Genomic DNA, 14851 nt, shown 5'->3' on the forward strand with positions numbered 1-14851 from the left:
TTAATATCTATATTTAATTACCAAATGAGTTCATCAACAACATCATCATTGAGTGCACGAATGATTTCTGTCACTAATTGAACCGCTTTTTGATAATCTTTTTGGTCAATTACAGATACATTTGAGTGCATATAACGTAACGGAATTGATAGTGCAATAGAAGGAATACCGTCTAATGCGGTATGCATATTCCCAGCATCTGTTCCGCCACCCGGCATTGAATCCCATTGTAATTCAATACTGTGTGCTTTTGCGACCTTTTTAACATGGCGAATAAGCCCCACATGACCAATATTTGTCGCATCTAATGTTAAGACAATTGGACCTTGACCTATTTTCACATCGCCATCACTTTCAAGCCCTGGCGTATCATATGCGACACCGACATCAACCGCAATGGCTAAATCAGGTTTCACTTTATGCGCGGCTACTTTAGCACCGCGCAGTCCCACTTCTTCTTGGACATTAGCACCAGCAACTAAGTTAATATCGAGTGCTTCATTTTTCAATTCGTCTAATATATCGACTGCCAGAGCACATCCAAAGCGATTATCAAATGCTTTTGCAGTTACATAATCTTCATTTAAGAGCGTTTCAAATTCTGAATAAGGTGTAATCATGTTACCCACCTCAATACCTGCTGCTTCAACTTCTGCTTTATCTTTTGCGCCGACATCGATGAACATATGCTTCATGTCGACAGGTTTATTACGTTCTTCTGCACCTAAAACGTGTGGCGGTTTAGAACCTATGATGCCGCGTATTTCGCGTCCTTCATCCGTTGTGATTGTCACTTTTTGGGATAACATCACTTGGTTCCACCATCCTCCTATTGGTGTAAATCGAATAAAGCCCTGCGCTTCAATTTTAGTCACCATAAAACCAATTTCATCAAGATGTCCTGCTATCATAATTGTACGTTGACCAGACTGGCTCTTTTTCTTACCAAAGACACCACCGAGATTATCATAGATCATTTCATCACTATTGGGTTCTAATAATTCAATCATCGCTTTTTTAACCTGATGTTCATGTCCAGCGATTCCATTAAGATCTGTTAATTTTTTTAATAAGTCTTTTGTATTTTTCATCTATATTAAACCCCTTTCAGATTAAATTCTATTTAATTTTAACAAACTTTTCTGACAAAAGTATGATTTAAGCATTGCGCAACTTTTGTTTTTCATTGCATAGAAGAATTTTGAAAGTATATACTAGAGGTATCTAGAAATTTCTGAAATAAAAGACAAATTGTTGACATGCCTTTTGCGAATCGGATTCAGTTGATATCATCATTATTTTCAATTAAAGAATCATCAATGGAAATCCAACGTTTTTTCAACAATAAGTGGCATGTCTAACTAGCTTTTAGCATGCGTGCAATCGCATATACACGATGTCAAATTTTAAACGGTACACACTAAAAATTTTGCTTATTCATGACATCTTCGCTTTCATATGCGTCATGCGCATCATCAATATGATACATCGATAAGGAGGTCAAATCATGACACATAAAGTCGCTTTAATTGGACTTGGTCGTGTAGGGAGCCAAGTATTAACGGACATTCAATATACAGGCCTATTTCAAGAAATCATCTTAATTGATACCAATCTGAATCGTGCGGAAGGAGAGGCAATGGATCATCGCCATTTCCAATCTTACAGTGGGACACATCATACGAAAATAAAAGCAGGGAATTACACAGATTTAGATGATGTTGATATGATCATCATCTCTGCGAGCGTCCCTTCTACAGCAGATATGGCGGATCGCACAAAGTTAACATCCGGCAATGCAGCAATCATTCAAGAGATTATGTCAGACATTACTGCGGTAACAACCTCACCACATATTATTATGATTTCAAATCCTGTAGATACGATGACTTATTTAGCAGAAATACAACATGATTATCCACATGAAAAAATTATGGGAACAGGCACATTATTAGAATCGTCTCGTTTCCGTACATTGATTGCAGACCACTACGACGTTGATCCGAAAAGTGTAGAAGCTTTCGTTATTGGAGAACACGGTAAAACAACCGTGCCGGTATGGAGCCGTGTCCGTATTGCAGGGATGCCCCTTGATGAATATGAACAACTGAGCCATGCGCAAGCCATCTCGAAACAAAAGATTCGCGATGAAATTGACAAAGTGTCATTTGACGTGATGCGCAATAAAGGTTGGACGAATTCTGCCATATCTCGCGCAACAATCGATCTTGTAGAAGCCATTCTTTATGATGAAAATCGTATTTTACCTATTTCGACAGTGCATCAGCACGTTTATGATTACCAAAATGTCGCATTTAGCCTTCCGACACTTGTTAATAAAGAGGGTCATCAAACCGTCTTCCCAATCGCACTAGACGTTGAAGAAAAACAAGCACTTGATCATGCTGTTCAATATATTCAATCAACAATTGCGTCTGTCACAGATTAAGTCTCGCAATCTTTTCAGACAGCACTGATTGACCTTTGAAATTCATTTATTTAGGCAGAGATGACACACGATGCTAAACTTTTGTTAAAGGTTACGTGCATAACGTCATCAACTGCCTTTTCTTTTTAAAAATATTGATTCAACTGCACCATTTTGTCACTTAAAGTACAAATTACATGCAAAGTAGATTTAAAATATCCGCTCTAACTCACGTCTTCATTAAAAAGCACTGAAATCCAGAACTGATTTCAGTGCTTTGCTTGATCAACGACCTTGAATTGCCATTATTTCATTTTATAATTTTCATTGAAATAATTGTATTTCGCTTTTTTATCATGCTTTTTCGTTTTTGAATCGAAGCCTTGTAAGAAAAAGCCACGCTTGAGATGAATAGGCTGCGCAATATATGTATTTTTTTCGTCACCTTTTAAGGTTAATTCTTTATAAAACACACCTTTTCTTGGATCATACTCAGACTTCTCTTTAATAACTTTATCGCTCAAATGATGTTCAGTTAAATACTGATCGATTAGCTTTAAGTTTTGACTTTTTTGATAACCCTTATATGCAAAAAAGCCAGCTGCGACAATTACAAATAACAACACTAAAGCCAAAACGAGTTTTAAAATTTTCTTTGCCATTTCATGTGCCTCCACCTTATTACAATCTTATTATACATCTTATCACAAATCTTTTTCTTACATTACTTTCAGTATTTGTCGTCACATAAAAGTCATAATACAATCGGCATCCAAATTGGGATTTCACCATGAGCCATCATAAAATAAAACTTAAGCTTCACTATGCTTCACATATAAAAACGTCTTTAAAGACGAGCTGTCACCCATTTCAAAGACGTTTTAAATCATTCGATTATCATTTAAAAAGTTAGATTATTCAACTGTTGACACTGCTTGTTCGCGTTTAGATAAATTAAACATTGTTAATAATGCCACAACCCCAAAAATACTTAAGAATATAAAGGCGAGATGACTTGAACCTGTGAGCGACGTTACCGCTGTAATCACTAATGGTGGGAAGAAGCCTCCAAGACCGCCCATCATTGAGACAATACCATTCGCAACGCCAGCTTCTGTTGTGAAATATAGTGGAACGAGCTTAAACACTAAACCATTACCGATACCGACACAGATACTCACTGTTAAGCATCCAATTGTAAATAATAAAATTTGACTGGAAATACCTAAAATGAGTGCACCTACAATCATAATTGAAAAGAATACTTTCAGCATAGAGACAGCGTTAAACTTATCACCTAAAATACCACCAAGTGGTCGTAAACATGTTGCTAATGCAATGAAAACTCCGGTACGAATCCCTGCATCTACTTTATCAATACCAAAGTTTTGAACAAGGAAGTTCGGTAAGAAAAGACCGAAAGCCACGAATGCACCAAATGTAATAAAATACCAAAAACTTAAATAATAAAGTTTGTAATTACGCATTAACTTTCTTGATTGTTCGACTAAAGGCACTTTGACTTTTGGTTCATTGCCATCACCTAAGAAAAACATGATGACTGCAAATACAGCCATAATAATTAAATAGCTACGCACTGTATTTTGCCAACCAATCAAACCTGCAATAGGAGGTGCTAAAAATGAAGATACTGCAGTACCGAGGTTACCCATACCATATATGCCATTCGCAAGCCCCACTTTATCTTTGGAAAAATATTTAGGTAATGAGGTTACCCCTACTGAGAAGATTGCCCCACCAACACCAAGGAAAAAGCCTGCAAACATGAGTGCCCCTGGAGATGTCGCTTGGCTTAATAAGAATATAGGCACGAGTAATACTAAAAAGCTTGTAAAGAATACCCATTTGGCACCGACGATATTCGTTAAATAACCAAACGGTACACGCAAGACGGAGCCTAATATAACTGGAATGGCTAAAATAATTGAAAGTTGACCACTCGAGATTTGAACATCCTGCGAAATAAAAGGAATCAATGGTGCGATAATACTCCATGCCATAAACCCTGCCACTAAACTCAATGTTTGAAGCCCTAATTGTAAACCCGCTTTTGACTTATTCATTGATCATTCACCTTTCTCGTTTGACTCCATTTCGAATCAAATTCACTAAATTTTCTCTACGCGTTGATAAAATGATAATTTAAACATTTCCAACTCAAATATAGTTTAACTTTATTGTGAAATTTATAACATAAGGACTTCCCCTATACGCAGTGTGGGGTATCCCCTAACCTGAAATTGATGTATAAGCATTGTTGAAAATTAGACAAAATCAGGATTAAGACGAGATTGACATCACTTTACGTTTAACAATCAGGCATCTCATAAATAGCTTTTTTACCTAGCTAAATCAATTCGCAAAGACAAAAAATTTATAAAATAAAGGATATCAAATAGGGACGTGTGTAGGAGTATGTTATACTCATTTGTAATAGAGAATGACTTCAATAATCAACATGCAATTATATTTTAAAAAGAAGGTGCATTGATTGAAAAAAACAGTTGAGTGGCTCATTGCAATTGTCAGTGCCATTGCGATTGTGTTATTGATTAGAACTTTTATTGGAACACCCTATACCGTTAAAGGGCAATCTATGTTTCCCACTTTTCACGATAAAGATCGTGTCATTGTCAGCAAGATTTCAAAGTCATTGAACCATCTCAATCGAGGTGATGTCATTGTCTTTCATGAGAATCAACATAAAGACTTTATTAAGCGATTGATTGGTCGTCCAGGAGACACTGTGGTATATAAAGACGATCAACTTTACGTTAACGGTAAAAAAATAAAAGAACCCTATTTGGATTCTAATAAAAAGTACAAAATTGGGGACTTTTTGACCGAAGATTTTAATGTGGAGGATTTAAAAAATGCGCAAGGTGAGGCTAAAATCCCTGCACATCGCTACTTAGTATTAGGGGATAATCGCCAAAATAGTATTGATAGTCGACGTCCTGAAGTGGGTCTGATTTCAGAACAACAGATTGTAGGTAAAGTAACCGTAAGAGTTTGGCCTTTCAACCGAATAAAATTTGGCTTTAAACCTGACACATTTAAATAACAAAAGAGCTGACATTTCAAATTTTTGATAACCTTGCCTACATGAACTCGCTTGCTTAGGGGCTGAAGTCTCAACTAAATTTGGCTTAATTGAAGCTGAAAATTGATGAAGCCAAATTGGATTTTCGACTTTAGCTCTTCCCTCAAGCGTCTCGTTCATTGTGGCAATCATTACTTAATCATGAAGGTATAGAGGACAAATTTAGGAGACAATGAAAGTTTTTTAGAAAGTCAAAACTGTAAAAATTAGAGGGATGTATCAAAGTAAATGTATTATCAATTAAATATCGTTTATTTTGATATGTATATCTTTTAAATTCTAAACGTTTATGATATGGATAAATATCGTGGATTTTTTGTTCTTATTAATTAAATGATACGAAAGTGACTTATTTTTTAAAATTATAATAGTGAATGGTAACTTGCAGAAACGAAGTATTTACGACGAGCCGAAGACTACAGGCTGAGGCTGTCCCCTCGGAAAGCGAAGTCATATAATACGAAGTTTCATCATATAAAAAGCGCTAAGACAATTTTCTATTAAAAATCATCTTAGCGCTATTTATTTTGTAATTGATGTGCCGAACTTTTTTACACACACCTTTTGATTATTCAAAACCGCTCCGTATATTGGAATTGTTTGTGCTTCAAAAAACACTTCATTTTCGTCGACTAGAAATCTAATAGCTTTTTCTTTAATGCATACTCCACGAGCTCTGGTTTTGATTTTAAGTTAAGTTTATCCATAATACGTGTTTTATGTGCTTCTACTGTTTTAACAGAGACAAATAGTTTTTCAGCAATATCTTTATTCCCATATCCTTTGGCAATTAACGGTAAAATTTCAAGTTCACGTTTCGATAAAATCTTGAATGGGTCATTTGAGTACGATTCATCCTGTGAAGATTGAACAAATTCTTTAACTAAAGACGTAGTCATTTTAGGATCAATATAAGTTTGCCCTTGATAGACTGTGCGAATCGCTAACAATAATTGTTCATCTGGCGCATTCTTTAAAATATAGCCACTTGCCCCGCTTCGCAAGACGTGGAATAAATATTCTTCATCATCGTACATCGTTAATATCAGAATTTTAGTATTCGGAAAACTGTCTAAGATTTTACTCGTCGCAATTAATCCTGATTCACCCGGTGGCATACTGAGATCCATAATGAGTACGTCCGGCTCATATTTCATCACTTTTTGATACGCCTCAACGCCATCGGCAGCCGTCCCTACGACTTCCATATCCTCTTGAAAGTTAAGTATCATAGAAAAGCCTGTACGTACGACGGCGTGGTCATCAGCAATTACGATTCTCATGCTTTATTCCCCTCACTTTTGACTAATTGGTACTTCGAGCGATACGATGGTGCCTTTACCTTTCTGCGTTTCAATATTCAAATGCCCGTTGACCAACTCAGCACGTTCATACATCCCATATAAGCCTAATCCAGACCCTTTAGGCGAATCGCTCGGTTCAAAACCTAAACCTTGATCTGAAACCTCAGCATAGAGATAATTTTGGTCTTTTCGTAAGATGACATCGACATCATCAACATCTGCATATTTCATCGCATTGAAAACTGCTTCTTGAACGATGCGATAGACAACGGTTTCGATTTCAGTATCAAAACGTTCTGGTTCAATATCAAAGTGATAATTCACAACTAATCCATAATTATTTTCAAGTTGCTTAAAATAAGACTTAAAAGCGGCATCTAACCCTAAATCATCTAAGGAGGAAGGACGCAACTCTGATGATAAATTTCGAATGTCATCAATTAATTTTGTCATCAAGCCCTCAATATTTCTAGAGTTTGCTAATAAAGAATCCATATCTTGCTGATATTTGAGCAAGCGCATTTCAACATTCACATTAATCAACTCTTGAACTACACCATCATGTAGTTCTCTAGAGATACGTTTCCGCTCATTTTCTTGTGCTGCAATCGTCTTTTGAATCATATTACGTTGATAAAGTTCTTCTTGTCTTTGTAGTTGTGCTGTGACATTTTGTAAAGTAAACGCCTTAATCTGTTGGGCTTCATCAATCGTTTGGTATGTGGCTGTAAAAGGCTCAATTTTATTGTCAGTCGTCTTCATAAAAACTTGAAAAGTCGTATTACCTAACGTTTCTGAATGTAAAAAACAGTTTTGACATGTACGCAAATCATGTTCATTGGTATATCCTTCACAACGTCCACAAATTGTATTAGAAATACCACTCATATCATTATCTGGCGAGATGATACGTTTCGCTGCCTCATTCATATAAATCACTTTACCATTGCGGTCAATAAAGATAATCATTTCTGACGTCTTATGGTAATACGACAATAAAAACGACAATAAATCATGTGTCTTTTCTGTCATCATAACATCACCTTATCTTCACTCGTTAAGCCACTAATACCTTTAATTAACGACAAATCACTCGCAATCTGAGGTAACGGTTTTTGATTACGTTGGCCTAATAAGAGCACACCTTTCACACGATGATTATGCCATAGAGGTATAGCGATTAATGCGGTAATCTGTTCACTCATTAAGATTGGAAAGTTAAAAAGTGAACTTTGAATTTCATGATGTGTCGTATCCGGAATCACCATAGGCTTCCCTGTCTTCATCACATTACCCGCCACACCATGACCATGACGTAAGACGATACGTTGATAACGCTCATTTAAGTTGCCTGACACGTAACGCCATTTGATCTTTGTACCAACATGATCTTCTGAGGGTAATGCGATACCGGCAAAGTCAAACTCATATTCATGACGTATTCTATCTATTTCATCTTGATAATCATGTTGAGAAAAATCAATCTGGTTCACGGTCATCACTCCAATTTAAATTTTGTGTTTACGATAAATAATATAACTGCGACTCGCGTAAGATAAAGGGACACTCCACACATGCACAAGACGTGTGAAAGGCCAACATGCCATAATCGTAAAACCCAGTAAAATATGCAATTTAAATGTTAATGGAACACTCACCATGAGACTTGCATCAGGGCGCAACGTAAATAAACCTCTAAACCATATTGAAATCGTTTGTCGATAATCAAAGTCAGGCGTCGTTGCATTTGTCACTAATGTAGCATAACATCCAATAAAAACAATTAATAACAATAAGAAATTGACAAAAATATCTGATGCAGAGCTTAAACGGCGCACATTTTGTTTAGTCACGCGTCTAGCAGTTAACAACAACATACCGATTAACGTTATTATACCAAAAATACTTCCGATATACACCGCTCCGATATGGTAGATATGATCGTTCACACCGATTGCCGTTAACCAATGTGCCGGAATCAATAATCCAACGACATGACCGAAAAACACGGGAATAATCCCTAAATGAAACATGAGACTCCCCCACTTAAGTTGCTTCTTTTCAATAAATTCACTCGATTTTGCAGTCCATGAAAACTGGTCATATTGGTAGCGAACGATATGACCAATCACAAAGATTGCAAGACAGAGGTACGGGAAAATCACCCATAAAAATTGATTAAACATGATGTCTCACCTCTTCGACTTGTACAATGCATTGCTTTAACGTTTCTCTAAGACCTTTAATTAAGTGACGATAAGGATTGCCTTTTTCTTCAAGATATTTCATCATCGGATACGTTCCATCTTCAATGATCATCACTAATAATTGCGTGTTTTCTTGTGCCCTTTCATCCCCGTCAAATTGAGCAGCGTATAAGAACTCCAACATCAATGGTAAATAATCTGAAAGCTCAGATGAAGGCATCTCTAGGCCAAACATTTCATAAAGCACTTTTAATTTTGCTAACATTTGCCCGCGTTCTTTTTGGGTATCAAACTGATTAAATGTCATGTAGAGTGTCGCTTTTTTATTAAAATCAAACGTATCAGTGTAAAGCATTTGAATTTCAGATAAACTCTTTTCATACATTTCTTTACGATATTGTTTGACATATGGATATGCGGGGTGCGCTTCATGAAAAATTTCTTCAAAGACTTTAGGGTGGAAGGTTAACTTCTCTGGAAAAATTAACTGTTGGCTCATGTAACCGAGCGTCTCTTTATAGCTGTTCAACCGATCAAGATTAATCACGGAAAATCCCTCCATAGAAATTGTCGTTATAAATTTCACGGCCTGTTTTACCACCTGCACCTACAGGCACACCACAACCATCACAGTTCGCGCCGAAATGTTCACCACCATAGCCTTGACTTCCTTGCGCTGCATAAGTGTCCATGTATTGCTCTTTATGTGACGTTGGAATCACAAAACGATCTTCATGTTTCGCAATCGCCAACAAACGGTACATGTCTTTTGCTTGTCTTTCTGTGAGACCCACACGATCTAAGCGTGACATGTCAAACTCACGGCCTGTATTTTGTGCACGCATATAACTTCTCATCATAGCCATTCGTTGAAGTGACCCTTTCACAGCTTTTGTATCCCCAGCTGTGAAAAGCTCTGCCAAATATTGTACAGGTAAACGCATTTCTTCAATTGCTGGAAAGATAGCATCAGGATTGTTTCCGGCATTTTGTCCTTCAAAATAATTCATTATTGGACTTAAAGGTGGACAGTACCAAACCATCGGCATTGTACGATATTCTGGATGAAGTGGAAACGCTAACTTGTATTCAATTGCCAATTTATAAATCGGTGAATTTTGAGCTGCTTCAATCCATTCTTGAGAAATACCATCTTTCTCTGCTTGTTCAATAACTGCCTCGTCATAAGGATTCAAAAATAAGTCCAACTGTTTTTCATATAAGTCTTGCTCGTTTTCAGCAGACGCCGCTTCTTGAACGCGATCCGCATCATATAATAGTACGCCTAAATAACGCATACGGCCTGTACATGTTTCAGAACAAACTGTCGGAATCCCTGCTTCTACACGAGGGAAACAAAATGTACATTTTTCTGCTTTGTTTGTTTTCCAGTTGAAGTATACTTTTTTATAAGGACAACCTGTCATACAGTAACGCCATCCACGACACGCTTCTTGATCGACTAACACGATACCATCTTCATCACGTTTATACATCGCCCCTGATGGACAAGATGCGACACAGCTTGGGTTTAAGCAATGTTCACAAAGTCGAGGCAAATACATCATAAACGTTTGATCAAAGTTAAATTTAATTTCTTCTTCAATCTTTTGAATGTTAGGATCTTGAGGGCCCGTAATATGTCCGCCTGCTAAGTCGTCTTCCCAGTTAGGACCCCAGTCTAAGTCCATACGCTGTCCTGTCATTAATGAATGGGCTTTTGCGACAGGAGAATGTTGGGCAGGTTTAGCTGTTGTTAAGTGCTCATAGTTATATGTCCAAGGTTCATAGTAATCTTTAATCACTGGCATATCTGGGTTATAGAAAATTTTACCAAGTGCTATTTTGTTCAAGCGTGTTCCTGATTTTAACTCCAGCTTACCTTTTTTGTTTAATGTCCATCCCCCTTTGTAATGCTCTTGATCTTCCCATCGTTTTGGATAGCCGATACCCGGTTTTGTTTCTACATTGTTAAACCACATATATTCTGCACCAGGTCGATTTGTCCAAGTACTTTTACATGTCACACTACATGTATGACATCCGATACATTTGTCTAAGTTCAGAACCATTGCTACTTGCGCCTTAATCTTCAAGCCAATCCACCTCTTTCATCTTTCTCACTGCCACGTATACATCCCGTTGGTTCCCAATTGGACCATAATAATTGAATGAATAACTGATTTGGGCATAGCCCCCCATTAATTGTGTCGGTTTTAAGTGAATACGCGTTGGTGCATTATGCGATCCACCACGTGTTCCCGAAATTTCAGACCCCGGTGTTTCAATATGTTTATCCTGTGCATGATACATATACATTGTGCCTCGAGGCATCCGATGTGACACGACTGCACGCGCTGTGACTACACCATTACGGTTATACACTTCTAACCAATCATTATCATTAATGTCATGTTGTGCTGCGTCTTCATTTGAAATCCATACCGTTGGCCCCCCACGGAACAACGTCAACATATGTTGGTTATCTTGGTATGTTGAATGGATATTCCATTTACCATGTGGTGTTAAATATCGAAGTACGAGTGTATCGACGCCACCTTTGACAGGCTTATCTTTCGTTCCAAATACCATTGGTGGTAATGTTGGTTTATAAACAGGTAACGCTTCTCCAAATTGTTGGAAAACTTCATGATCAATATAAAAGCTTTGGCGTCCTGTTAACGTTCTAAATGGCACTAGTCGCTCAATATTTGTTGTAAATGGAGAATAACGTCTACCTTGTTTGTTCGAACCCGGAAAGACCGCTGTTGGAATCACTTCACGTGGTTGTGATGTAATATTTAAGAATGAAATTTTCTCAGATGCGCGTTCTGCTGAGATATCTTTTAATGGCATACCCGTTTGTCGTTCTAAGTCTTCGTATGATTTCTGTGAAACTTGGCCATTTGAAGCAGATGAAACATTTAAAATCACATCAGCTACTTTACGCGCTGTATCAATCCGCGGTTTATTATTTTTAATCGAATCATCTTCCCATGTCCCTACCATGCTTCGAAGTTCATCGTATTGTTCTTTGACCGAAAAGCTCACACCATGGGCACCAACTTTACCGTTTTCTAGTAAAGGTCCCACAGAAATAAATTTGTCATAAACGTCAGTATAAGTACGATCAACCACTGCAAAGCCAGGCATCGTTTGACCCGGAACTGGTTCGATTTCACCTTTTGTCCAGTCGTGCACTTTACCGTATGCCAGTGAGATTTCTTGCTTAGAATCGTGTGCAAGCGGTGATGTTACAACATCTTTATAAGTACCAGTGAGGTGAACGCGAGCCATTTCAGAAAATGTTCGGCTAATCGTTTTGAAAATATCCCAGTCTGAACGTGATTCCCATAATGGATCGATTGCCGGATTGAATGGGTGAATGAAAGGATGCATATCTGTTGAAGAGATATCATGTTTTTCATACCAAGTGGCCGCTGGTAAAACGATGTCAGAATATAAAGGTGTTGCTGTCATACGGAAGTCTAAAGAAACAAGGAGATCAAGTTTACCTACTGTATCTTCTCCCCACTCAATCTCTTCAGGTCGATCCGTTTCATTTGGCTCAGCCATTAGTGCTGATTTTGCACCTAGTAAATGTTTCATAAAGTATTCTTGACCTTTAGCAGAACTTGAAATCAAATTCGAGCGCCAAACAAATAAAGTCTTCGGATGATTTTTACGTAAATCTGGATTTTCAACTGCAAATTTTGTTTTACGTGATTTCACATCTTCAATGGCACGTTTTAAAATCGCTTCATTATTAAATTCACCAGCATCGCGTGCTTCTTCTCCCCATAAAAGACTATTGCGGTCAAATTGTGGATAAGAAGGCAACCAGCCATTACGTGCAGCTAAAACATTATAATCAGCAGGATGTTGTAATTTGATATTCTCTGCAAGTGGTGAAGCTAAGCGATCAACACCTGACTCTTCATATTTCCATTGGTCTGTCGCAAAGTAAAACCAACTTGTTCCATTTTGTAAACGTGGTGGCCCTTGCCAGTCTTTAGCGAAAGCAATCGTATTCCAACCTTCAATCGGACGACACTTTTCTTGTCCAACATAATGGGCCCATCCGCCGCCATTCACACCTTGACAGCCACATAAAACGACTAAGTTTAACACAGAACGATAAATGGTGTCTGAATTAAACCAATGGTTAATCCCTGCGCCCATAATAATCATAGAACGTCCACCAGTATCGATGGCATTTTGTGCAAATTCCTTTGCCACTTGTGTCACAACATTCGCTTTGACACCTGTAATCTTCTCTTGCCAAGCAGGTGTATAGAAAGAAGCCGCATCATCAAAACCTTTTGATTCTAGTTCATGATTAAAACGTTTCACACCGTATTGACTTGCCATTAAATCATAAACTGTTGCAATGTATGTTTCTTCACCGTTCGCTAACGTCACTTTGCGCACTGGAATCACACGCTCAAATACGCCATTGCCTGCGTTATCAAAATATGGGAATTGAATTGTGACATGCTCAAAATCACCCGTTGCAACTGTCATTGCAGGATCAATTTTAGCGCCCGCTTCATTTTCTAATTTTAAGTTCCATTGTTTGCCATCTTCCCAACGTTGGCCCATAGTCCCATTTGGAACTTGAATCGTGTCTGTCAAACAATCTAAAACAACCGGTTTCCATTCACTATTCTCAGACTGACTGCCAAAGTCACTTGAACGGAGGAAACGTCCCGCTTTGTAACCTTTATCATCTTGATCTAATCGAATCATAAACGGCATATCTGTATATTGTTTGGCGTAGTTGATAAACATTTCTGAAGGTTCATCTTCATAGTAAGTTTGTAAAATAACATGCGTCATTGCTTGTGCTAGCGCTGCATCTGTCCCCGGATTAGGAGCCAGCCAGTTATCAGCAAACTTTACATTTTCAGCATAGTCAGGCGCAACAGAAACTACTTTAGCCCCTTTATATCGAACTTCAGTCATAAAGTGTGCATCTGGTGTCCGAGTGAGTGGCACGTTTGAACCCCACATCATAATATAGCTCGCGTTGTACCAGTCGCTCGACTCTGGTACATCTGTCTGTTCACCCCAAATTTGCGGTGATGCTGGAGGTAAATCCGCATACCAGTCATAGAAACTTAACATTTCTCCACCTAATAACGAAATAAAACGTGCACCTGCCGCGTAACTAATCATAGACATCGCTGGAATTGGCGTAAATCCTGCGATTCTGTCAGGCCCATCTTTTTTGATTGTATAAATCAATTGAGCTGAAATAAGTTGCGCCACGTCTTTCCAGTTCGCACGGACATGTCCACCTTTACCACGTGCTGACTTATATAGACGTGCTTTTTTTTCGTCTTCTACAATTGAAGCCCATGCTTTAATTGGATCTTGGTATGTTTCCAACGCTTCTGTCCATAATTCCCATAATTTTCCTCGAACATAAGGATACTTTACACGGAGTGGACTATATTCATACCAGGAGAATGAAGCACCGCGTGGACAACCTCGTGGTTCAAATTCTGGCATATCTGGTCCGCAACTTGGATAGTCAATTTGTTGGTTTTCCCAAGTAATCACACCATTTTTCACAAAGACTTTCCATGAGCATGAACCTGTACAATTCACACCATGCGTTGTACGGACTACTTTGTCATGACTCCATCTTTCTCGATACATTTTTTCCCATTCACGACTTTTGTGTTCTAATACCGACCAATTCCCGTTAAATTTTTCAGTAGGCTTAAAAAAATTCAGTCCAAATCTAGCCATTGTCATCCTCCTCTTACACATAGACTTCAGT

General features: G+C 37.9%; 12 protein-coding genes. 2 read left to right on the forward strand and 10 right to left on the reverse strand.

Annotated features, from left to right (window positions below; genetic code table 11):
• Positions 1-17: 17 nt before the first annotated feature.
• Positions 18-1091 (reverse strand): M42 family metallopeptidase, encoded by a 1074-nt coding sequence (locus tag C1H58_RS02500; protein WP_165545221.1) that lies wholly within the window; start codon positions 1089-1091, stop codon positions 18-20.
• A 416-nt stretch (positions 1092-1507) separates the two neighbouring features.
• Between C1H58_RS02500 and C1H58_RS02505 the strand changes: the two genes are divergently transcribed.
• The gene (locus C1H58_RS02505) at positions 1508-2449 is read left to right on the forward strand and encodes a lactate/malate family dehydrogenase (protein WP_165545222.1); all 942 of its coding nucleotides are present in this window, start codon (positions 1508-1510) and stop codon (positions 2447-2449) included.
• A gap of 284 nt (positions 2450-2733) precedes the next feature.
• Here C1H58_RS02505 and C1H58_RS02510 read toward each other — a convergent pair whose 3' ends face one another.
• Both C1H58_RS02510 and C1H58_RS02515 read right to left on the reverse strand, forming a co-directional pair.
• Entirely contained in the window at positions 2734-3090 is a 357-nt protein-coding gene (locus C1H58_RS02510) for a DUF3139 domain-containing protein (protein ID WP_016426202.1), read from the reverse strand.
• Between the two features lie 252 nt (positions 3091-3342).
• Complete coding sequence (locus tag C1H58_RS02515) at positions 3343-4512, reverse strand: nitrate/nitrite transporter (protein WP_050330038.1); 1170 nt, start codon at positions 4510-4512, stop codon at positions 3343-3345.
• A gap of 428 nt (positions 4513-4940) precedes the next feature.
• Between C1H58_RS02515 and lepB the strand changes: the two genes are divergently transcribed.
• The gene (lepB, locus tag C1H58_RS02520) at positions 4941-5513 is read left to right on the forward strand and encodes a signal peptidase I (RefSeq protein ID WP_165545223.1); all 573 of its coding nucleotides are present in this window, start codon (positions 4941-4943) and stop codon (positions 5511-5513) included.
• Positions 5514-6184: 671 nt separating this feature from the next.
• Here lepB and nreC read toward each other — a convergent pair.
• Genes nreC through C1H58_RS02555 form a run of 7 tightly spaced genes read right to left on the reverse strand, consistent with a single transcriptional unit; the run spans position 6185 to position 14820 of the window.
• Positions 6185-6835 (reverse strand): nitrate respiration regulation response regulator NreC, encoded by a 651-nt coding sequence (nreC, locus tag C1H58_RS02525; RefSeq protein WP_016426198.1) that lies wholly within the window; start codon positions 6833-6835, stop codon positions 6185-6187.
• Positions 6836-6847: 12 nt separating this feature from the next.
• Complete coding sequence (locus tag C1H58_RS02530; RefSeq protein WP_016426197.1) at positions 6848-7891, reverse strand: sensor histidine kinase; 1044 nt, start codon at positions 7889-7891, stop codon at positions 6848-6850.
• A complete protein-coding gene (gene nreA, locus C1H58_RS02535; protein ID WP_050330034.1) occupies positions 7888-8349 on the reverse strand; it encodes a nitrate respiration regulation accessory nitrate sensor NreA in 462 nt (153 codons plus the stop codon). The genes C1H58_RS02530 and nreA overlap by 4 nt, the downstream gene beginning before the upstream one ends.
• Before the next feature lie 15 nt (positions 8350-8364).
• Positions 8365-9042: a respiratory nitrate reductase subunit gamma gene (gene narI, locus C1H58_RS02540; RefSeq protein ID WP_050330033.1), complete on the reverse strand. Its 678-nt coding sequence runs from the start codon at positions 9040-9042 to the stop codon at positions 8365-8367.
• On the reverse strand, positions 9035-9610 hold the full coding sequence (locus C1H58_RS02545) for a nitrate reductase molybdenum cofactor assembly chaperone (protein WP_165545224.1): 576 nt from the start codon (positions 9608-9610) through the stop codon (positions 9035-9037). Before C1H58_RS02545 ends, narI begins: the two co-directional genes overlap by 8 nt.
• On the reverse strand, positions 9603-11159 hold the full coding sequence (narH, locus tag C1H58_RS02550; RefSeq protein ID WP_050330030.1) for a nitrate reductase subunit beta: 1557 nt from the start codon (positions 11157-11159) through the stop codon (positions 9603-9605). Before narH ends, C1H58_RS02545 begins: the two co-directional genes overlap by 8 nt.
• Positions 11149-14820, reverse strand: a complete 3672-nt coding sequence (locus tag C1H58_RS02555; protein ID WP_165545225.1) for a nitrate reductase subunit alpha — start codon at positions 14818-14820, stop codon at positions 11149-11151. The genes narH and C1H58_RS02555 overlap by 11 nt, the downstream gene beginning before the upstream one ends.
• Between the last annotated feature and the right edge of the window lie 31 nt (positions 14821-14851).

The organism is Staphylococcus sp. 191, from assembly GCF_011174885.1.
Classification (GTDB): domain Bacteria; phylum Bacillota; class Bacilli; order Staphylococcales; family Staphylococcaceae; genus Staphylococcus; species Staphylococcus coagulans.